Source organism: Aestuariimicrobium kwangyangense DSM 21549 (assembly GCF_000421525.1).
Taxonomy (GTDB): domain Bacteria; phylum Actinomycetota; class Actinomycetes; order Propionibacteriales; family Propionibacteriaceae; genus Aestuariimicrobium; species Aestuariimicrobium kwangyangense.
On sequence record NZ_ATXE01000001.1, the window covers coordinates 108,252 to 128,458 of the forward strand.

Annotated in this window: 16 protein-coding genes; 8 read left to right on the plus strand and 8 right to left on the minus strand. The window is 68.7% G+C overall.

Annotated features, from left to right (window positions below; translation table 11 throughout):
• Positions 1-88: 88 nt before the first annotated feature.
• From H507_RS0100555 to mnhG, 6 genes are read left to right on the plus strand one after another with little or no spacing between them, the layout of a single operon-like run.
• Complete coding sequence (locus tag H507_RS0100555) at positions 89-2,941, plus strand: Na+/H+ antiporter subunit A (protein WP_022908770.1); 2,853 nt, start codon at positions 89-91, stop codon at positions 2,939-2,941.
• Positions 2,938-3,486 (plus strand): Na(+)/H(+) antiporter subunit C, encoded by a 549-nt coding sequence (locus tag H507_RS13715; RefSeq protein WP_022908771.1) that lies wholly within the window; start codon positions 2,938-2,940, stop codon positions 3,484-3,486. Before H507_RS0100555 ends, H507_RS13715 begins: the two co-directional genes overlap by 4 nt.
• Positions 3,486-5,000 (plus strand): Na+/H+ antiporter subunit D, encoded by a 1,515-nt coding sequence (locus H507_RS13720; protein WP_022908772.1) that lies wholly within the window; start codon positions 3,486-3,488, stop codon positions 4,998-5,000. The genes H507_RS13715 and H507_RS13720 overlap by 1 nt, the downstream gene beginning before the upstream one ends.
• Positions 5,001-5,032: 32 nt before the next feature.
• On the plus strand, positions 5,033-5,575 hold the full coding sequence (locus H507_RS13725; protein WP_051139588.1) for a Na+/H+ antiporter subunit E: 543 nt from the start codon (positions 5,033-5,035) through the stop codon (positions 5,573-5,575).
• A complete protein-coding gene (locus tag H507_RS0100575; RefSeq protein ID WP_022908774.1) occupies positions 5,575-5,886 on the plus strand; it encodes an MrpF/PhaF family protein in 312 nt (103 codons plus the stop codon). The genes H507_RS13725 and H507_RS0100575 overlap by 1 nt, the downstream gene beginning before the upstream one ends.
• The gene (mnhG, locus tag H507_RS0100580; protein WP_022908775.1) at positions 5,883-6,221 is read left to right on the plus strand and encodes a monovalent cation/H(+) antiporter subunit G; all 339 of its coding nucleotides are present in this window, start codon (positions 5,883-5,885) and stop codon (positions 6,219-6,221) included. The genes H507_RS0100575 and mnhG overlap by 4 nt, the downstream gene beginning before the upstream one ends.
• A 26-nt stretch (positions 6,222-6,247) precedes the next feature.
• Here mnhG and meaB read toward each other — a convergent pair whose 3' ends face one another.
• The 5 genes from meaB to H507_RS13740 form a co-directional block, all read right to left on the minus strand.
• Positions 6,248-7,342 (minus strand): methylmalonyl Co-A mutase-associated GTPase MeaB, encoded by a 1,095-nt coding sequence (gene meaB / locus H507_RS0100585; protein WP_026377566.1) that lies wholly within the window; start codon positions 7,340-7,342, stop codon positions 6,248-6,250.
• 12 nt (positions 7,343-7,354) lie between these two features.
• The gene (gene scpA / locus H507_RS0100590; RefSeq protein WP_022908777.1) at positions 7,355-9,544 is read right to left on the minus strand and encodes a methylmalonyl-CoA mutase; all 2,190 of its coding nucleotides are present in this window, start codon (positions 9,542-9,544) and stop codon (positions 7,355-7,357) included.
• On the minus strand, positions 9,541-11,430 hold the full coding sequence (gene mutA, locus H507_RS13730; protein ID WP_022908778.1) for a methylmalonyl-CoA mutase small subunit: 1,890 nt from the start codon (positions 11,428-11,430) through the stop codon (positions 9,541-9,543). The genes scpA and mutA overlap by 4 nt, the downstream gene beginning before the upstream one ends.
• 33 nt (positions 11,431-11,463) lie before the next feature.
• Complete coding sequence (locus tag H507_RS13735; RefSeq protein WP_022908779.1) at positions 11,464-12,171, minus strand: DNA-3-methyladenine glycosylase; 708 nt, start codon at positions 12,169-12,171, stop codon at positions 11,464-11,466.
• Between the two features lie 417 nt (positions 12,172-12,588).
• Complete coding sequence (locus H507_RS13740) at positions 12,589-13,851, minus strand: MFS transporter (RefSeq protein ID WP_022908780.1); 1,263 nt, start codon at positions 13,849-13,851, stop codon at positions 12,589-12,591.
• A 103-nt stretch (positions 13,852-13,954) separates the two neighbouring features.
• On the opposite strand from H507_RS13740, the gene H507_RS0100610 reads away from it, so the two are divergent.
• Positions 13,955-15,214: a DUF2207 domain-containing protein gene (locus tag H507_RS0100610; RefSeq protein ID WP_022908781.1), complete on the plus strand. Its 1,260-nt coding sequence runs from the start codon at positions 13,955-13,957 to the stop codon at positions 15,212-15,214.
• A 10-nt stretch (positions 15,215-15,224) separates the two neighbouring features.
• Here H507_RS0100610 and H507_RS13745 read toward each other — a convergent pair whose 3' ends face one another.
• Together H507_RS13745 and H507_RS0100620 are read right to left on the minus strand one after the other, a co-directional pair.
• Entirely contained in the window at positions 15,225-16,445 is a 1,221-nt protein-coding gene (locus H507_RS13745; RefSeq protein ID WP_022908782.1) for an MFS transporter, read from the minus strand.
• A 125-nt stretch (positions 16,446-16,570) separates the two neighbouring features.
• Positions 16,571-18,253: an ABC-F family ATP-binding cassette domain-containing protein gene (locus H507_RS0100620; protein WP_022908783.1), complete on the minus strand. Its 1,683-nt coding sequence runs from the start codon at positions 18,251-18,253 to the stop codon at positions 16,571-16,573.
• A gap of 116 nt (positions 18,254-18,369) precedes the next feature.
• On the opposite strand from H507_RS0100620, the gene H507_RS0100625 reads away from it, so the two are divergent.
• Positions 18,370-18,966, plus strand: a complete 597-nt coding sequence (locus H507_RS0100625) for a hypothetical protein (protein ID WP_157438831.1) — start codon at positions 18,370-18,372, stop codon at positions 18,964-18,966.
• A gap of 7 nt (positions 18,967-18,973) precedes the next feature.
• Here H507_RS0100625 and H507_RS0100630 read toward each other — a convergent pair whose 3' ends face one another.
• Positions 18,974-20,206: an anaerobic glycerol-3-phosphate dehydrogenase subunit C gene (locus H507_RS0100630; RefSeq protein ID WP_022908785.1), complete on the minus strand. Its 1,233-nt coding sequence runs from the start codon at positions 20,204-20,206 to the stop codon at positions 18,974-18,976.
• Position 20,207 lies beyond the last annotated feature (1 nt).

Below are 20,207 nucleotides of genomic sequence, written 5' to 3' on the forward strand. Positions count from 1 at the left end.
TATTCGGCGGGTCCGCCAGCCTCGACCGGATAGACTGGCCCCTCCTCAGGCCGGACAACCGGTGCCACCGACCTTGAGAGGAACGCCCGTGCTGCTCGTCGTGACGATCTTCGCCCTCGTGGCCGTCGTCGCGACCTTGGCGAGCAGCCGCATCGGACGACTGGTCTTCCTCGCCCCCGCGCTCGTCAGCATCGCCTCGGCCGTCTGGTTCGCCCTGCAGGGGCCCACGGTGGCGCACGGACGAGTGGTCACCGAGCACCTCGAATGGATGCCGGCCCTGGGGGTGTCCATCGACCTGCGTCTGAACTCGGTGAGCTGGCTGCTGGCGATGGTGGTGACCGGCGTGGGAGGGCTGATCTTCGCCTACTCCGCTTGGTACTTCGACACCGAGACCCTCGCCTCACGCACGGTGGGCCTGCTCACCGGGTTCGCCGCGAGCATGCTGCTGCTGGTGCTGGCGGACGACCTGATCGTGCTGACCGTCGGGTGGGAACTCACCACTGTCTTCTCCTACCTGCTGGTGGGCCTCAACCACCACTCCGCCACCTCCCGCCGGGCCGCGATGACCGCGCTCGTGGTCACCACCGTGGGTGGACTGTCGATGTTGACGGGCGTCCTGCTGCTGCGCTCGGTGACCGGAACCACCTCGCTGTCGCAGACCCTCGACCTCGCGCCCACCGGCGTGGCGGCGGGTTGGGCCGCAGCGCTGCTGCTGGTCGGGGCCCTCACGAAGTCGGCCATCGTCCCGTTCCAGTTCTGGTTGCCGGGAGCGATGGCGGCCCCGACCCCCGTCTCGGCCTTCCTGCACGCCGCCGCCATGGTCAAGGCAGGCATCTTCCTGGTCGCCATGGTGACGCCGATCTTCGTCGACCTGCCGTGGTGGCGTCCGGTGCTGGTGGGGCTCGGCGTGGTGACGATGCTGCTGGGTGCCCTGCGGGCCCTGCGCCAGGTCGACATCAAGGTGCTGTTGGCGCACGGCACCGTCAGCCAGTTGGGGCTGTTGCTGACCACCCTCGGAGTCGGAACCCCTGCCGCGGTGCAGGCAGGCCTGGCCCTGCTGGCCGCGCACGCCGTCTTCAAGGCGACCCTGTTCATGGTGGTGGGCAGCATCGATCGCCACACGGGCACCCGTGACCTGCGACGACTGGGAGGACTCGTCCGCTCGTTGCCCGTCACGGCCGTGATAGCGATCATCGCGGCCGCCTCGATGTCGGGCATCCCGCCGACCTTCGGGTTCGTGGCCAAGGAGTCCGCCCTGGCCGCGGCGCTGGAGGCGGCCCAGGAGCCAGGTCTGACGAGTGTCGGATGGGTCGCCCTTGTCGGGATCGCCGCCGGGGCAGTGCTCACCTTCGCCTACTCGCTGCGGCTGGTGGTCGGGGTCTTCTTCGGCCGGGTGCGCACCGCCATCGACCACACCCACGGGCCCCTCGTGGCACCCGCTCTGGCCCTGACCGTGGCCACCCTCGTCCTCGCCTTCACCGGCGAGGGCCTGTCGAGCCTGCTGCACGCCCACGTGGCCCGGACCCCCGGCGCCGACGCTCCCCACCTCGCCCTCTGGCACGGGGTCTCCGTGCCGCTGCTGATCTCGACACTGGTGCTCGTCGTCGGCGTCGGCGTGCACCGGGCGCGCGGACGCGGCCTGGCAGAACCCGTCGGCGACGACCCCTTCGAGCAGGGCTACACCTTGACGCTGCGAGCGCTCGACCGGTTGGCGGTCGAGGTCACCGGACGCGTGCAGACCGGTTCACTGCCCCTGCACATCGGCACGATCCTGGTGGTGGTCGTCGCGCTGCCCGGCATGGCCCTGCTGGTGGGCGGGCTCCGTCTGGGTCCCGTGCGGTGGTCCGACTCGCTCGCCCAGGCGGCCGTCGTGGTGCTGATCCTGGTCGCGGCCGTCTACGCGACCCTGGCGCGCGGCCGGCTCAAGACGTTCATGCTGCTGGCCATCACCGGCTATGGAACGGCGCTCCTCTTCCTGCTGCACGGTGCGCCAGATCTCGCCCTCACCCAGTCGCTGACTGAGACAGTCTTCCTGGTGCTGCTGGTCCTGGTGCTGCGCCGACTGCCGAAGTACTTCACCGATCGGCCCCTGAAGGCGAGCCGCTACCTGCGGGCCCTGGTCAGCATCGCCGTGGGCACCTTGGCTGCCGTGCTGGCGATGGTGGCACTGCAGGCGCGTGCCGCTCCCCCGGTGTCGGAGAGTTTCTACGAGGAGGCCTACGACTTCGGCTACGGCCACAACATCGTCAACGTCACCCTGGTCGACATCCGCGCCTGGGACACCTTGGGCGAGATCTCGGTGCTGCTGGCGGCCGCCACCGGAGTGGCGAGTCTGGTCTTCGTCCGCCGACGGGCCTCGTCGCAGACGCTGCAACCCGACACCGAACCCAGCGGACGCCGCACCTGGCTGCGCGGTGCGCAACTGCTGGACGAGCACCGGGCCAGCCCCCTGCTCGAGATGATGACCCGGTTGCTGTTCCCGGTGATGATGCTGGTCTCGGTGTACCTGCTGATGGTGGGGCACAACCTGCCCGGTGGTGGCTTCGCCGGTGCCCTGGTGGCGGGAATCGCGCTGGCGATCCGCTACCTCGCCGGGGGACGGGCTGAACTCGAGGAGGCCGTACCGCTCGACCCGGGCAAGCTGCTGGGCGGCGGCATGGTGGTGGCCGTGCTGGGCGTGGTCTGGCCGGTGTTGATCGGCGGACGGATCGGACAGTCCTACGCGTTCGAGATCGACCTCGGCCCGATCGGCGTGGTCAAACTCGTCACCACCCTGGTCTTCGACATCGGCGTCTGGATGCTCGTGATCGGGGCGATGCTCGACTTCGTCCGTTCGTTGGGCAGCGGCATCGACCTGCACTCGGAGAAGAACGTGGCCCCGGTGCCGCGGTTCTCCAGCGACCGCAGCGTGCCCGGCCTGACCCCGGAGGTGGAGCGATGACCCCCAGTCTGATGCTCGCCATCGCCGGTGGGGGCCTGCTCGCGGCGGGCGTCTACCTGCTGACCGAGCGCTCCTTGATGAGGATCCTGGCTGGCATCATGCTGGCCTCCAACGGCGTCAGCATGCTCTTCCTGGTGGTCTCGGGCCCGGCCGGGCTGGCCCCCATCGTCGGCGAGCCGAAGTACCGCATCTCCGACCCCCTGCCGCAGGCGATGGTGCTGACCGCCATCGTGATCACCCTGGCCACCAGCGCCTTCCTGTTGGCGATGTCGTACCGGTCATTCCAACTGGAGGGCCATGACGAGGTCGCCGATGACGTCGAGGACAGGATCGTGCGGCGTCGTGCCGACCGCGACCTGACGAGCGAGTCGTACACCCAGCACGAGGCCGACGAGGTTCCCACCGACACCGAGACCGGCGGACTCGAGGCAGCCGAGGACGAACCGGCCCACGCCACCACCGATCCCACCAGCGAACCCGACTCCGGCAAAATCTCCGGCGCCACCAGCCCGACCACCCCCACCCAGCCCGGGGAGGCCCCCTGATGGACCTGACCAATCTCGTCCCGATCCCGGTGATCCTGCCCTTGGTGGGTGCGGGGATCACCCTGGCCGCGGCCCGGCGTCCACGCGTGCAGAGGGTTGTCTCGGGCGTCGTGCTGGGGCTGGTCGTGGTGGTCGCCCTCACGCTGTGTTTCGCCGCCGACCGGGTCGGGCCGATCGTGTTGTGGGTGGGCTCCTGGGACTCGTTCCTGGGTATCGCCCTGGTGGCCGACCGGTTGTCGTCGCTGATGTTGCTGGTCTCGAGCATCGTCACTGCCCTGGTGGTGATCTTCCCGTCACGCCGGGAGGTGACCGACTCCCCCGACGGGGTTCCGGTCTCGATCTTCCACCCCACCTACCTGGTGTTGACGGCGGGCGTCTCGAACGCCTTCCTCGCCGGAGACCTGTTCAACCTGTTCGTCGGGTTCGAGATGCTGCTGTTCGCCTCCTACGTGCTGCTGATGCTGGGGGCCACCCGCGAGCGGGTGAGGGCGGGGGCGACCTACATGGTGATCGGCGTGCTCTCGTCCACCCTGTTCCTGATCGCGATCGCAGTGGTCTACGGCGCCACCGGCACCGTCAACCTGGCCCAACTCTCCCAGCGGCTGGCCGACCTGCCGGCCAGCCTGCAACTGACGATCCAGTTGCTGCTGCTCGTGGTCTTCGCCATCAAGGCGGCCATCTTCCCGCTGTCGACGTGGTTGCCGGACTCTTACCCGATCGCCCCCGCGAGCGTCACCGCCGTCTTCGCCGGGCTGCTCACCAAGGTCGGCGTTTACGCGATCATCCGGCTGCAGTCGTTGCTGTTCCCCGACAGCCACCTGACCCCGTTGTTGCTGGTGGCCGCCATCGGATCGCTGCTCGTCGGCATCCTGGGAGCGCTCGCGCAGGGAGAGATCAAGCGGTTGCTCTCGTTCACCCTGGTCAGTCACATCGGCTACATGCTGATCGGTGTCGCCCTCGGTACCGAGGCGGGCATGGCCGGTGCCATCTTCTACGTGGCCCACCACATCCTCATCCAGACAGCGCTGTTCATCGTCGTCGGACTGATCGAGCGCGTCGGCGGGTCGACCTCGATGCGCAAATTGGGAGGTCTCTCGGCCGTACCGGTGCTGGCGGTGCTCTACCTGGTGCCGGCGCTGAACCTCGGTGGCATGCCACCCTTCTCGGGCTTCATCGGCAAGGTGTCCCTCATCCAGGCTGCCTTCGCCCAGGGCTCACCCCTGGCCATCGTGGCGGTGGTCGCGTCGGTCGTGACCAGCCTGTTGACCCTGATCGCCGTGATGCGTGTCTGGAACCGGGTGTTCTGGCGTCCATTGCCCGAGGGCGCCGACACCGGACGAACCCCCAGCCTTCGCACCGTCCCACGCATCTGGATCGCCGCGACCTCGGTGCTGGTGCTGATCACCATGTCGCTCACCGTGCTCGCCGGACCACTGACGGCCTACGCCCAACGAGCCGCCGCCGACATGCACGGTGGCAGCTACGTCGCCGCGGTCAAGGAGTCCCTGAGATGACGGAGAAGGGGGCGATGACAGAGAAAGGGGCGATGAGGGAGCGGCCCCCGCTCAGGCATCGGGTGAACCTGTCGACCACCGTGGGCCTGACGGTCATCTGGGTGATGCTGTGGGGTAGCCTCAGCCTCGGCACCGTTGTGTTCGGGCTCCTCACCGCGGTCGTCATCCAGGTGACCTTCCCCCTGCCCGACGTGGACGAACTCGAGCACTTCCGCCCGCTCGCCTTCCTGGCACTGGCCGCGCACACGGCCAGCGGCCTGGTCACCTCGTCCATCTCGGTGGCAGCGAAGGTGTTGGCCTTCCGGACGCCCACCCGCAACGCCATGATCCGGGTGCCGCTGCGCACCACCAGCCAGTTCGTGAGCTCGATCACGGCGGAGCTCACGACGCTGGTTCCCGGGTCGATCGTGATCGACGTCGACGACGGTGACCTGGTGGTGCATGTCTTCGACGCCTCCACACCGGAGGCGATCGACCGGGCCCGTCTCTCGGTGCGGCGTACCGAGGCGAGGGTGATCCGTGCGTTCGGGTCGAACCAGGAACGCGCCGAACTGCGCGAGGAGGGAGGAGCCTGATGGTCGTGCTGTTGTGGATCTCGGGGGTGATGTTCACCCTGGCGGCGGTGCTGACGGTGGTGAGGATCGTCCGCGGCCCCGGGGCCGCCAATCGGGTCGTCGCCACTGACGTGCTGATCGCAACCGTGGTGGGCGGATTGGTGATCGAGGCCGCCGCCAACCGTCACGCGTACACCATCCCGATCGTGCTGGTGCTCGCCCTGGTGGCCTTCTCGGGCACGGTCTCGATGGCCCGCTTCGTCGCCGGCCGCCAGGAGGTCTTCGACGCCTCCCCCGACGCCGAGATCAGCAGGGAACGAGGCATCCGATGACCATTCTGGTGGGGTGGCCTGGGGTGCTCGACGTCACCGGCGCGGTGCTGATCCTGCTCGGTGCGCTGCTGTGCCTGGTCGCAGCCATCGGCCTCGTCCGGCTGCCCGACGTGCTCAATCGCATGCACGCCGCGTCGAAACCGCAGACCCTTGGCCTCGTGCTGCTCTGCATCGGCCTGGCCCTGATCCTGCGCACGACCCAGGCCTCGCTGATGCTCACCCTGGCGGGCATGTTGCAGTTGGTCACCGCACCGGTCGCGACCCAGGTGATGGGACGAAGCGCCTACCGTACCCGGCAGCACGAGCAGTCGCTCATCGTCCAGGACGAGACCTGAACGTGCCGTTCTGGCTGCGACCCGGATCAGTCGCGGGCGGCCCACGGTTGATCGGGGACCGACCTCGCGAAGGTCTCCAGCACCTGCGCGGCTCCGTCGAGGGCCGACACCCGGTGGGTGCTCAGACCTTCCTCCAGTGAGGACGCGAGCCGGCGGACCTCCGGATCGGCCTTGAGGGAGTCGAGCAGGGTGGCCTCGACCATCGACCACATCCAGCGCTTCTGCTGCCCCGACCGGAACCCCGCCAGACCGCCGGGTTGCGCCTCACGGTACGCACGGTGATCCATCACGGCGGCCCACACCTCGTCGAGACCGATGCGTTCAGCTGCCGAACAGGTCAGCACCGGCACCCGGCGCTTGTTCGCGTCACCCGAGATCAGCTTCATGGCGATCGACAGTTCGCGGGCCGTCACCCGGGCCTCACCGGCGTTCTCACCGTCGGCCTTGTTGACGGCGATGACGTCGGCCAACTCGAGGATGCCGCGTTTGATGCCCTGCAACTGGTCGCCTGACCGCGCCAGGGCAAGCATCAAAAAGGTGTCGACCATGTCTGCGACGGCCACCTCGGACTGTCCGACACCGACGGTCTCCACGATCACCACGTCGTACCCGGCCGCCTCGACCAGCAACATCGCCTCACGGGTCGCCCTGGCGACACCACCCAGGTGATTGGCCGTCGGTGAGGGGCGGACGAAGGCCGCCTCGTGCATCGTGAGCTCGCCCATCCGGGTGCGGTCACCGAGCACCGAACCACCCGTGGCGGGGGACGAGGGGTCGACGGCCAGCACCGCGACGCGGTGGCCCTGCTCGATCAGCCGCAGCCCCATCGCGTTGATGAACGTGGACTTGCCTGCCCCGGGCACGCCGGAGATGCCGACGCGGATGCTCGAGGGGATCAGGACACGGGGCTCGTCCCTCGCCCCTGCATGATCACCGTTCTCGCGTGCGGGGTGATCGGATGTGGGTTGACCTGTCTCGGTCACCCGCAGCAGCAACTCGCGGGCGAACTCACGGTGGGCGGGGAGTTTCGACTCCACCAGGGTGATGGCCCGGGCCAGGTGCGCGCGGGAACCCGCGCGCACCCCGGCCACCAGGCCGTCCAGATCGATTCGGCGAGCCAAGTCAGCTCACCCTCACGCCTGGCTGTCGAGCCGCTCCCGCAACTCGGTCAACAGACGCTCGGCCGACTCGGGGATCACCGTGCCGGGCGGGAAGATGTCGTCGGCACCCTTGGCGCGCAGTTCGGCGAAGTCCTGCTCGGGGATGACGCCGCCCACGACGATCATCATGTCGTCACGGCCGAGCTTGTCCAGCTCCTCACGGAGAGCCGGCACCAGGGTGAGGTGACCGGCCGCGAGCGAGGAGACACCCACGACGTGCACGTCGGACTCGACGGCCTGGCGGGCGACCTCCTCGGGGGTCTGGAACAGGGGGCCGACGTCGACGTCGAAGCCGAGATCGGCGAAGGCGGTGGCGATCACCTTCTGACCGCGGTCATGCCCGTCCTGGCCCATCTTGGCGACCAGGATGCGCGGACGACGTCCCTCCTCGGCCTCGAACTCCTCGACGGCGGCGCGGGTGCGGGTCACGGCGGGGGTGTCGGCGGCTTCCTTGGAGTACACACCGCTGATGGTACGGATCTGCGCCGTGTAGCGGTCGAACACCTTCTCCATGGCCGACGAGATCTCACCGACCGAGGCCTGGGCGCGGGCGGCGTCGATGGCCAGCTTCAACAGGTTGCGCTCGGGATCGGTCGAGTCGGGGTTGGCCGCTGCCCAGGTGATCTTCTCCAACGCCGCCTGGGTGGCAGCCTCGTCCCGCTCGGCACGCAGCTTCTGCAGCTTGGCGATCTGCGAGGCGCGAACCGTGGCGTTGTCGACCTTGAGCACCTCGAGTGGGTCCTCGGAGTCGAGCCGGTACTTGTTGACGCCGATCACGGGCTGACGGCCCGAGTCGATGCGGGCCTGGGTGCGAGCCGCCGCCTCCTCGATGCGCATCTTGGGGATGCCCGCCTCGATGGCCTTGGCCATGCCTCCGGCCGCCTCGACCTCCTCGATGTGGGCCCACGCCTTGCGGGCCAGGTCGAGGGTCAACTTCTCGACGTAGGCCGAACCCGCCCACGGGTCGATCACCTTGGTCGTGTTCGACTCCTGCTGCAGGAACAGCTGGGTGTTGCGGGCGATGCGGGCCGAGAAGTCGGTGGGCAGGGCGATGGCCTCGTCCAGGGCGTTGGTGTGCAGCGACTGGGTGTGCCCTTGGGTGGCGGCCATGGCCTCGACACAGGTGCGGACCACGTTGTTGTAGACGTCCTGGGCGGTCAGCGACCAGCCGGAGGTCTGCGAGTGGGTGCGCAGGCTCATCGACTTGGGGTTCTTGGGGTCGAACTGCTTCACCAGGCGGGCCCAGAGCATGCGCGCGGCACGCATCTTGGCGACCTCCATGAAGAAGTTCATCCCGATGGCCCAGAAGAAGCTCAACCGCGGGGCGAACGCGTCGACGTTGAGTCCCACGGACTCCCCGGCGCGGATGTAGTCGACACCGTCGGCCAGCGTGTAGGCCATCTCGATGTCGGCCGTCGCCCCGGCCTCCTGCATGTGGTAGCCCGAGATCGAGATCGAGTTCCACTTGGGCATGTTGTGGCTGGTGTAGGCGAAGATCTCGCTGATGATCCGCATCGACGGGGTCGGCGGGTAGATGTAGGTGTTGCGGACCATGAACTCCTTGAGGATGTCGTTCTGGATGGTCCCCGCCAACTGCTCCGGCTTCACCCCCTGTTCCTCGGCAGCGACGACGTAGAGCGCCAGGATCGGCAGCACGGCACCGTTCATCGTCATCGACACCGACATGCGGTCGAGCGGGATCCCGTCGAACAGCTGGCGCATGTCGAGGATCGAGTCGATCGCCACACCCGCCATGCCGACGTCACCGGCCACGCGTGGGTGGTCGGAGTCGTAGCCGCGGTGGGTGGCCAGGTCGAACGCGACCGACAGGCCCTTCTGGCCGGCGGCGAGGTTGCGTCGGTAGAAGGCGTTCGACTCCTCGGCGGTGGAGAACCCGGCGTACTGGCGGATCGTCCACGGCTGGGAGGTGTACATGGTGGCGTAGGGGCCCCGCAGGAAGGGCGGCAGTCCCGGGTAGGTGTCGAGGTGGTCCATGGCGGCGTACGCGTCGCTGCCGTAGAGGGTCGACACCTCGATCTGCTCGGGGGTCACCCACCCCTCACGGCTGCCGGTCGCGGCGAGCAACTGCTCGAAACGCGCGGCGGCGTCGGCGCTCGGCTGACCGCCTCCCTCGAAGGGCACCTGGTCGAATCGGATGCTCACTGCTCCACTCCCTCTGCCTGCACGCCCAGTTGGTCGAGGACCGATGTCAGGAAGGCGACGACATCCATTCCCATGGCGACGGTTCCGTCGATCACCGAGGTGTCGTCGGCGCCGAGTTCCTTCAGGTTGCCGGCCAGGAAGACCTTCCCGGCTCCTGCCTGCTTCAATGCCTGCGCTGCCTCGAGCCCGTGTTCGGCATACACCTTGGCCGAGGAGCACAGCACCGCCACCGAACTTCCGGACGCCCGGAACGCCGCCACCACCTCGTCGACGCCGCCGTCTCCGGTGGGGGTGGAGATGCCTGCGATGTTGAACAGCGGGGTGGTGAACCCCTCGCGTGCGCCGAAGTCCCGGCGACTGCCCAGACAGGCCAGGAAGACCGACGGCTTGGCCGCGGAGGCCCGGTCGCGCAATGCCTCGAAGACCTGTGAGTCGCGCACGAGCGCCAACCCGGCCAGTGCGGGGGCATGGGGCCGCGGGGTCCGTTCGACGACCGGTTCGGTGGTCTGCGGGAACATCGAGACACCGGTGATCGGCTGGGCCCGGGTCGCCAACTGCTTGGCGCGCTTGGCGTTCAGGTCGGCGAGGGTGTCGGCGACCAGCCCGGAGTCGAGGGCTGCCACCATCCCACCGGCCACCTCGACCTGCTGGAACGCCGCCCAGGCTGCCTCGCCCAACTGGGCGGTGAGGCTCTCCACGTACCAGGAGCCGCCGGCTGGGTCGTTGACGCGGCCGATGTTGGACTCCTCGGCGAGCACGATCTGGGTGTTGCGGGCAACCCGCCGCGAGAACGGCGTCGGCAGCCCGATCACGGTGTCGAAGGGAAGCACTGTGATCGCCTCGGCACCGCCGATGGCCGCGCCGAAGCACTGGATGGTGCCGCGCAGCACGTTGACGTAGGGGTCGTCGCGGGTCAGCTGCCGGGCGGACGAGACCGCGTGCTGCCTGGCCCCCCGATGCTCCTCGGAGACGCCGAAGACCTCTCCGACCCGGTTCCAGACGGTGCGCAGGGCCCGCAGCCGGGCGATGGTGGCGAACTGGTCGGTGCCGGCGGTGACGCGGAAGTTGATGGCGTCGAAGGCCTCGTCGGCGGTGTGATCCTGGTCGATCAGGGCACGCACGTACTCGACCGCGCTGGCGATCGCCCAGGCCACCTCGTGCACGTCGCCCGCACCGAAGTTCGAGAACTGGTTGGCGTCGACCACGATGGCCCGCGACTTGGTGTAGCCGGCGAGGCGGGTGACGTACTCCCCCAGGTACGAGAGGTCTGCCGACGAACCGGTCAGCGCCGCCTGCCCGATCGGGTCGAGGCCCAGGTTCAACGACAGCGAGGAGTGGTCATGGTGCGTCCCCTCGTAGACGGCCAGCAGGGCGTCGGCGGCGGCGCGCTGGTCGGTGTGGCTCGAGACGTCGATCTTGGCGAGGTCGAGCAGCACGTCGGCCAGCACGGTCTCCAGGTCACCGGCTGCGATGGCGTCGGGGTCGACCCGCAGCCACAGCGACGTGGCTCCACGTTCGAGGTCCTCGAGGATCGCCTTGCGGGTGGTGTCGACGTCGGGATCCTCGTGCAGGGCACGCACGTCCCAGGCGTCCATGTCGCCACTGCGCACCGTCGTGCCCCGGGTGAACGGGGCTGCTCCCGGGTGACCGAGGGGCGGGTCGTCGTCCGATCGGGTGAACAGCGGCTCGATGTCGAGACCGTCGACGGTGTGGCTGACGAGGCGCTTGTGGCCTGCCTCCCAGTCGAGTTCCTTGCCCTCGGGGCGACCCTTGTTCAGCACCTTGAGCACGGCGTCCTGCCACTGCTGCTCGGTGGGGGTCTCGAAGACTCGTGCGAAGCCGGTGTCGCCGGCTTCGACCCCCGTGTCGGTGATCGGTGTGGTCATGTTTCAGCTCCACTGGTTGGTGACAGGGTCACGCTACCCAGCGCCGGTTCCCATCCATGGCTCGGGGTGGGAATTGCCCTCGTCGAGCCGCCTTCCGGCGCGGTTCAGGGCCGGACTGCCCGAGACCGTCGGGTCGTCCGCGATCCAGAACCTCCAGCCGAACAGGTCAGGGTCGGCACCCGCGGCGGGCACCCCGATCCGCGGTCCCGAGCGGATGCAGGCGGGATCGAGCGCGGGCTGGGGCCACTGCCAGCCGAATTCGTGGTCGGCGTCGGCGAGACCGGGGTGCCAGGCAACGGCGTCGTCGGCGTGGACGATGCCCAGGGCGACGGTGAGTCTGGCTGGACCCCGGGCGAGGTCGAGGGGCGCGCGGCAGACCCCCGTCCGGGTGCGTCGGGCCAGGGCCACCTGCTGCCCGGCGATCACCTCACCGGCCCGGATCAGCAGGCCATGGCCCAGCCCTTCGTCACTGCAGACCAGGTTCACGCAGTGGTGCAGCCCCATGTGCCGGTAGACGTAGAGGTGGCCGGACGGCCCGAACATCGTCTGGTTGCGGGGGGTGCGTCCGCGGAAGGTGTGGGCGGCGGGGTCATCGGCACCCCGATAGGCCTCGACCTCGGTGACGCGGATGGCGACCAGGGCACCGTCGCGCCAGGTGGAGAGCACGCCACCGAGGGCATGGCGGGCCGCCACCAGGGGGTCGGCCAAGCGGGGGTCGGACGCTCGGGGGTCGCGGGTCATGGCCCAACATTCCCGCAAACTCGTCGCCAGATCAGCAATCGGGCCGTCGGGGGGGCGGTGGGGCGACTTCTGGGGACGAGTTCCCGGGTTCCGTCGACGGGGCACCGGTCCTCCTCCCGCACCAGGTGCCCTCCCCCCGCACCAGTTGCCCTCGTCCGGCCCACCTGCCCTCCCCCCGCACGATCTGCCCTCGTCCGGCCCACCTGCCCTCCTCACGCACCAGTTGCCCTCGTCCGGTCCACCTGCCCTGTCCCTGGACGGGGGCAAGTGCGCCCAACGAGGGCAACCAGCACCGAACAGGGGCAAGTGGGCGGCTGGTCCCAACACGGGACGAGGGCAAGTGCGCGGAACGAGGGCAAACAGGACCGACCAGGGGCGAACCAGGACCCGACGAGAGGGGGCAACGAGCCCACCCGATCAGGACGCGGCCACCGGATGGAAGGGATCGGAGTCCACGTTCAGGTGCCGCTCCTTGCGGGTGTCCAGCACCCGCGAGAGCACCAGGATCCCTATGGCGTAGAGCGGCACCAACCAGAGGGCACGGGCGAGCGTCAGCTGGTCGGAGACCCATCCCACCAGCGGGGGGCTGAGGAAGAACCCGAGCCGGGCCAACCAGCCGACCACGGTGACCCCGAGTCCGTGCGGGATGCCCTCCAGCTCGTCCGCGGCGCGGAAGGCGGCCGGGAACAGGGTGGCGATACCCCATCCCACCAGCGCGAACCCGATCACCGCGGTCACGGGATGGGGAACGAGCAACGCCAGGCTCATACCGACGATCGCCAGCAGTGATCCCACCCGGGCCGTCATGCGGTCGCCCCACCTGTCGACCACCGGATCACCCAGGAATCGTCCGACCATCTGCGCCCCCTGCATGGCGATGAACGGGAGTCCGGCCACGAAGGGGGTGACGGTGAAGGTCGCGTTCATGAACAGGGCACCCCAGGAGTTGCCGGCGTCCTCGATCGAACCGGTGAACACGAGGACGAAGCCCAGGGCCACCACCACACCCATGGCCTTGGCCATGCCCCGGGGCAGCCGCGAACTGCGCTCGCTCAGCACCTCGCCCGCAGAGGCCGGGTGGGGCGAGGACACCATCCGCTCCGAGGAGTCGTGCCCGGGCAGGTGGTGGCGGAACGAGAACAGCGCCAGCGAGGCGAAGACCAGGAACCCGATGCCCCCCTGCCACAGCAGGGGTAGTCCCACCTGCGCCCCGAGCGCCCCCAGGAGCCCACCCACGACGGCACCCATCGACCACCAGCCGTGGTAGCTGTTCATGATCGATCGTCGGTAGCGCCGCTCGACCCGCATGCCGTGGGCGTTCATCGAGATGTCGGTGATGGCATCGCACGCGCTCGCGAACATCAAGGAGGCCATCAACCACAGCCACGACTGCGAGGCGTAGATGGTCAGGTGGAACAGGCTCGCGAGCACCTGCAACCCGACCGACAACCGGGCCGTCCCGAACCGACGCATCAACGAGGCGGCCGCCAGTCCGGCCAGCAGGCCGCCGATGGGCCCGAGACCGATCGCGAGACCGAACGCGGTGTTGGTCAGGTCGAGCTTGCGGACGAGCTCGGGGTAACGGGGCAACACCATGCACATCGACGCGCCGTTGATGAAGAACACCAACGACACGGCCCAGCGGGCGCGACGGTCCTCGAGGGCAGGGATGGAGCTCATCCGAGCAGTGTTCCATGTGCCGCAGTCGGGGATGAACGAGTGTTCAGTTCGGTCGATCGGTCACTCCTTGGACCCGCTTGGACCCATCCGGGAAGATGGACCCGTGGACAACATCGACCTCGGCTTCCTGGTGATCTCCGTGCTGGTCTCGGCGGTGTTGTTCGGTGTGGGCGCGATCGCCAACCGCTTCTACCACGACCGCATCTACTCGGGCCTGGTGCCGGGCATGGTGCCACTGCCGGGCACGCCCGCGCCCGACGAGAAGGTGAAGGGACGATCCCGTGAGTACTCCGGTGAGGTGGCCGTCGCCTTCTCGCCACCACGCGGTCTACGTCCGGGACTGGTGGGCACCATCGTCGACGGCAAGGCCGAGATGCGTGACCTGTCGGCCACCATCGTCGACCTGGCGGTGCGCGGGCACGTTCACATCGAGGCGGTCGACACCGACCAGACCAGAGTGGACGACCCCACCAAGAAGGCCAGGGACTGGCGCATCAGCCGGGTCGCCCCTGGCCCCGCCGACCCGCTGTCGCCGTTCGAGAACGACGTGATGACCAGTCTCTTCCAAGGCGACTGGCAGCCTGCTCGCGTGGCGCATCGCACCCAACTGCTCGGGCAGCACCTGGTGGGGCACGCGGACGAGCAACCCGACTCGATCCTGATGAGCCAGTGGGTGCGAACCCGTGGTGACTCGATCCGGGCCCTGCGTGAGTCACTGTATGCCCAGACGGTCGCCAACGGCTGGTACGCCAAGCCCCCGACCCAGGCCGGGGTGGGCTGTCTGGGACTGCTCGGACTGGTGGTCGCGTTCGGGTTCGTCGGACTGATGCTGCTCACCCAGGTGTCGATCGTCACCCTCGTCTCCGGAGCCCTGATCATTGGATCGGCGCTGTGGCTGCGGTCGAGGCTCAGGCCGCGCGTACCCCGAACTGCCCTGGGCACGGCCGCGCAGATCCAGGCGCTCGGTTTCAAGAAGTACCTCGAGACCGCCGAGGCCAGCCAGTTCAAGGTCGAGGAGGCAGCAGGGATCTTCGGGCGCTACCTGCCCTACGCCATCGTGTTCGGGGTCTCGGGGCACTGGGCGAAGGTGTTCGGCGAGATCCGCGAGGCGGCGCTGGCCAGTGACGGCTACGACATCCTCGAGGGACTCATCTGGTTCGACCTCCTGGGCGGCGACAACCTGCTGTTCGGCACCATGGCGATGCTGGGAGACGGTGGCTTCGCCGACCTGTTCGACGGAGGTGGACTCGACGCGCTGGGCTCGATCGCCGACATCGGTGACCTGGCCGGTGGTCTGGGTGACTTCGCCAGTGGTGTCGGGGACTTCGTGTCGAACATCGACTTCGGCGACTTCGACTTCTGAGGCCAAGCCCCTACTCCGCTGTCGCCACCCCCTCGACGGCCCCCTCGGCCGGAACCCGGTCCGCGACCACGGTGCCCCGCCGCTCGCGCGCCGCGAAGGCCAAGGCGGCGAAGCCAAGACCCAGGGTGGCGGGAACCGCGAAGGCCGTGCTGAGGCTGGAGTGGTGCGCGATCAGTCCCAGCAGCGCGGGCCCGATCAGGAATCCTCCGTAGGCCAGCGTCGAGGCGATCGCGATGGCGTGGTCGGAGTGTCGTCCGCCGACCTCGCTGGCGGCGGAGATGCCGGCCGGGAAGACGACGGCCAGCCCTGCACCCCACAGGGCAGCCCCGAGGAAGCTGACCGAGATGTGCGGGGCGACGATCACCAGCACCACCCCGAGCGCCGTGCAGAGGCCCGACAGCCGGATGGCGTTGACCCGTCCGAACCTGGCGATCAGCAGCGAGCCGCTCAGCCTCGACACGGTCAGGAACAGGGCGTACACGGTGTAAGCACTCGCCCCGATCGAGGCGGTCGAGCCCTTGTCCTCGATCAGTTGCAGAGCGATCCAGTCGGCGGCCGACCCCTCACCGATGGTGGAGCAGAGCATCATCACCCCGATCAGCAGCACCGGCACCAGGATCCCGCGGGCCGAACTCTGCGGGCTGTCGGCATGGGACGCGGCCGTGTGCGCCCGATAGTCCGTCCAGGTCGACACGGCGACAAGGGTGAGCACGGCGACCACCGGCATCGCGACAAGGATGTGCGGGCCCAGCCCCACCCCCAACCGTGTGACCAGGGTGCCGGTGGCGGCGCCGAGCAACATGCCACCACCCCACATGCCGTGCAGGGCAGGCATGATCGTCCGGCCCGAGGCCGCCTCCACGGCTGCCCCCTGCACGTTGACGGTGACGTCCCACGCACCGAAGAAGAAACCGGCGAGTGCATAGAGTCCCGCGAACGCCCACACCTGGGTGACCTGGGAGAGGGTGGCGAAGATGCTGGACGCACCCAGCACGCAGATCACCGACATCTGCTTGGGGCTCAGCACCTTCAGCACGAACCCCGTGAGCGGCATCGAGACCAACGAGCCGAGGCCCAGGCACAGGAAGACCAGCCCGAGGGTGCCCAGATCGACGGCGAGGTGCTGCTTGACGGCCGGGATCCGGCTGGTCCAACTGCCGATCAGGGCACCGTTGAGGGCGAACACGGCGAAGACCGTGATGACGTCGCGACGAATGTGGGCGGGGCTCATGGGTGCTCCGAGCGGGTGAGGGAAGGGCGGGCCGACAGGAACCGGCCGGACTCCCCCAGACTACGGTCGTCTGCGCCCGTGGTCGGCGGGTATCAGCGCCGGCCTCGGCGCCACCCCCACAACGCTCAGCGCGCCCGCACGACTCTCTTCTCGTCCCAGACCGGGGTCTCGGACTCGAGCACCCGTCCGTCGCTGCCGAAGACCAGGAAGCGGTCGAACCCGCGGGCGAACCACCGGTCGTGGGTGACCGCCAGCACGGTTCCCTCGAAGGACGACAACCCGTGCTCCAGCGCCTCCGCCGACTCGATGTCGAGGTTGTCGGTCGGTTCGTCGAGCAGCAACATGGTTGCCCCACCCAATTCGAGCAGCAGGATCTGCAGGCGCGCCTGTTGCCCACCCGACAAGGTCTCATAGGGCTGCTCGGCGGCCATCGCGAGCTCATAGCGGTCGAGCTTCCTGGCGGCCTCCTCCCGTGGCAGGCCGCCCCGGTGGTCGTCCCCGCGGTGCAGGATCTCGAGCAGGGTGCGTCCAACCAGTTCCGGCTTCTGGTTGGTCTGGGCGAACCATCCCGGACGAACCCGTTGCCCCAGCCTGGCCACGCCGGTGTGGGCCACCGGGGTGATCCGTTCGTGGTCGACGGCGGTGTTGGACGAGTCCGGCAGCGACCCTCCGCGGGCGAGCAGTCGCAGGAAGTGTGACTTGCCCGAGCCGTTGGAGCCGAGCACCCCGACCCGGTCGCCGTACCAGATCTCGGTCGAGAACGGCTTCATCAGACCGGTCAGTTCGAGGTTCTCGCACACGACGGCCCGCTTGGCGGTGCGGCCACCACCCAACCGCATGGTGACGTTCTGCTTGATCGGCACCGCGGTGGGTGGCCCCGCCTGCTCGAACTTCGCGAGTCGGGTCAGGGCAGCGGCGTAGCGGGAGGCGTTGGCGTCATTGCTGGCGGCGCGAATCTTCATGGTGAGCACGAGTTGCCTGAGCTTGGCGTGCTCCTCGTCCCATCGCCGACGTAGTTCCTCGAGCCGGGCGAACCGTTCCGCCCTGGCCTCGTGGAAGCTGGCGAACGACTTCCCGTGCACCCAGACGGTGTTGCCGGCGGCCCCGAGTTCGAGGGCGGCCACCTTGGTGGACGCGTTGGCGAGCAGTTCGCGGTCGTGGCTGACCAGCAGCACCGTCTTCTGGGTCTGGCGCAGTTGTTCCTCGAGCCACTGCTTGCCGGGCACGTCGAGGTAGTTGTCGGGTTCGTCGAGCAGCAGCACCTCGTCATTGCCCCGGAAGAGCACCTCCAACGCCAACCGCTTCTGCTCCCCACCCGACAGGGTCGAGACCTCACGCCAGCGCACCCGGTCGTACCCCACGCCGAGGGCCGCGGTGCAGCAGGCGTCGAAGATCACCTCGGCGTCGTACCCGCCCGCATCGGCGTACTCGGCCAGCGCCGTGGCGTAGGCGAGTTGCACTGCCTCCGAGTCGTCGTCCATCAACTGCAGTTCGAGCCGATCGACCTCCTCCGCGGCGGCGCCGATGCGCGCGGGTGACAGGGAGAGCAACAGGTCGCGGACCGTGGTCTCGTCCCTGATCTGCCCGATGAACTGGCGCATCACCCCGACAGACCCGGACCGCGAGATGACCCCGTCGTCCGGATCCAGGTCACCCTGCACGATGCGCAGCAACGTGGTCTTGCCAGCTCCGTTGGGGCCGACCAGTGCGACGATGGCGCCCTCACCGACCCGGAACGAGACCCCACTCAGCAGCGGCCGCCCGTCGGGCAGCGAGAAGTCGACGCCCGCCAGATCGATGTAGCCCACCGCTGCACTGTAGCGACCAAGCCCGGGCTGGCTCCCCACCATCTTCGCCTGACCCGCTGCCCGACTGGCCACAGGTGGCCGGTTCGGCTGACCGGTCGGTCGGGCAGACTGGCACCGTGAACCAGGCGAGCCGACGACCGAGCACCGGCCGGCCACGCGCGCGTTGGCTGGTGCTGGCTGCGTGGGTGCTGGCCGTCGCCATCGGGCTCACCCTCGGCGCCCGAGCCCTCATCGGACGAGGCGAACAGCCCCTCTCCCAACCCGTCCTGAGCGCTCCCCCGCCGCTCAGGACCACGCCCACGCCCCCCGCCGAGCCGGACTTCGGCACCTCCGCCACACCCGTCACGTTCCCGGCGGTGGTGGCCGACCAGCAGCCTCGTCCCTCGACCCTGCCCGACGGGTGGACGATCCTGCCGGGCGAACCGGAACTGTTCTCCGCTGCCGCTCCGGTGGTCTACGCCGACGGTGGCGTGGGCACTCTGATGGTCCTGGTGCAGCGCGCACCCGCCGGGACCACGGGGCTCGGCCGCTCGATGTCGTGGACGACCAACCGTGGCAGCGTCGTCTGCGGACGGCACCTCACCCAGGACGTGCTGCTGTGCGCCTTCCGCACTGCCGACGACGGTCTGCTCGTCGTGCAGGGGCGCGGGACGACGCTCGACGCCATCGCCCGTGCCACCCAGGACCTGCAGTCCCGGCTACCCGCCTCCTGAGGTCCGCTCAGATCCCGGGGATCGTCCCCAGTCCCAGCGCATGGTGCACCAGTTCGATCGGGTGGATCGTGTTCACCCCGGAACCCTTGCGGATCTGCCAACGACAGGTCTCGGTGTCGCAGGTGGCGAGGTTCTCGTTCGTGGCCCGGATCATCTCGAAGACGGGCCGTCCCACCTCTTGGGCGATCGCGTACTTCTCGGCCTTCAGCCCGTAGGTGCCGGCGATACCGCAGCAGGGCTGTCCAGACTCCTCGACCACCACCCCGGGGATGAGTTGCATCAACGTCTTGGCCGGCATGCCCATGCCCTGCGACTTCACCTGACAGGGCTGGTGATAGGGCACCGTGACGTTGGTCTCCCGGAACTGGGAGGGGTCGAACTCCCCCGCGTCGTACAACTCGACCAGCAACTCGGAGATGTCACGGATGCGGGTGCCCACCTTCGCGAGACGCTCGTCGTCAATGCCCAGGATGGTGTGGGCCTCATGCTTCAGCATGCCCGTGCACGAACCGGACGAGGACACGATCGTCAGCTCACCCGCCGACAGCAGGTCGTCGCACAGGGCCATCACCGACCTGCGGGCACCGTCGAAGAGCCCGTTGGACTGCTGGGCCAGACCGCAGCACCCCTGCTTGGGAACCAATACCTCGTAGCCCAGGTGTTCGAGCACCTCGATGGACTTCTTCGAGGTCTCCACTTCGAAGTAGCCCCCGGCGCAACCGGAGAAGAACACCACCGAGCCTCGCGTGACCGGGGTGGTCGACGGCTTGCGCTTGCGCAGCCACTGGGCCAACGTCTGCTTCTGGGCCGGCGGCATGGGAGCGTCCTTGGCGACCTTGAAGGTCGCCTGCACGAGACTGCGGACCAGACCGTTGCCCAACGCGGCATTGGCCAGCGGTGCAACCGGGTTCATCATGGCGCCCATCAGCGTCGTCTGGGAGATGAGCCGGTCGCGCAGCGGCATGTGCTCCTCCTTCATCACCGCCCGCGCCTGGGTGTTCATCTCGGCGATCTTCACCCCCTGGGGGCAGGCTTGGGTGCAGATGCCGCAGCTCGAGCAGTAGTCGATGGACATGTCGACCGACTCGCCGTCGCGGAAGCGTTCAGCCTGCGGACCCACGAACTTGGGGCCCGGGAACAGCGGGGTCACGCGCGCCACGGGGCACTGGGTCTCGCAAATGGTGCACTTCACGCAGTGGTCGAGCGTCATCCGGTTCAGCTGGTCGTGTTCGTGAGCCATC

Excerpts from the sequence above, each read along its gene's own strand:
- H507_RS13745 (WP_022908782.1), bottom strand. The coding sequence starts at position 16,445 with ATGAGCCCCGCCCACATTCGTCGCGACGTCATCACGGTCTTCGCCGTG.
- mutA (WP_022908778.1), bottom strand. The coding sequence starts at position 11,430 with ATGACCACACCGATCACCGACACGGGGGTCGAAGCCGGCGACACCGGC.
- H507_RS0100575 (WP_022908774.1), top strand. The coding sequence starts at position 5,575 with ATGGTCGTGCTGTTGTGGATCTCGGGGGTGATGTTCACCCTGGCGGCG.
- H507_RS13715 (WP_022908771.1), top strand. The coding sequence starts at position 2,938 with ATGACCCCCAGTCTGATGCTCGCCATCGCCGGTGGGGGCCTGCTCGCG.
- H507_RS0100630 (WP_022908785.1), bottom strand. The coding sequence starts at position 20,206 with ATGGCTCACGAACACGACCAGCTGAACCGGATGACGCTCGACCACTGC.
- H507_RS13735 (WP_022908779.1), bottom strand. The coding sequence starts at position 12,171 with ATGACCCGCGACCCCCGAGCGTCCGACCCCCGCTTGGCCGACCCCCTG.
- H507_RS13720 (WP_022908772.1), top strand. The coding sequence starts at position 3,486 with ATGGACCTGACCAATCTCGTCCCGATCCCGGTGATCCTGCCCTTGGTG.
- H507_RS13725 (WP_051139588.1), top strand. The coding sequence starts at position 5,033 with ATGAGGGAGCGGCCCCCGCTCAGGCATCGGGTGAACCTGTCGACCACC.
- mnhG (WP_022908775.1), top strand. The coding sequence starts at position 5,883 with ATGACCATTCTGGTGGGGTGGCCTGGGGTGCTCGACGTCACCGGCGCG.
- H507_RS13740 (WP_022908780.1), bottom strand. The coding sequence starts at position 13,851 with ATGAGCTCCATCCCTGCCCTCGAGGACCGTCGCGCCCGCTGGGCCGTG.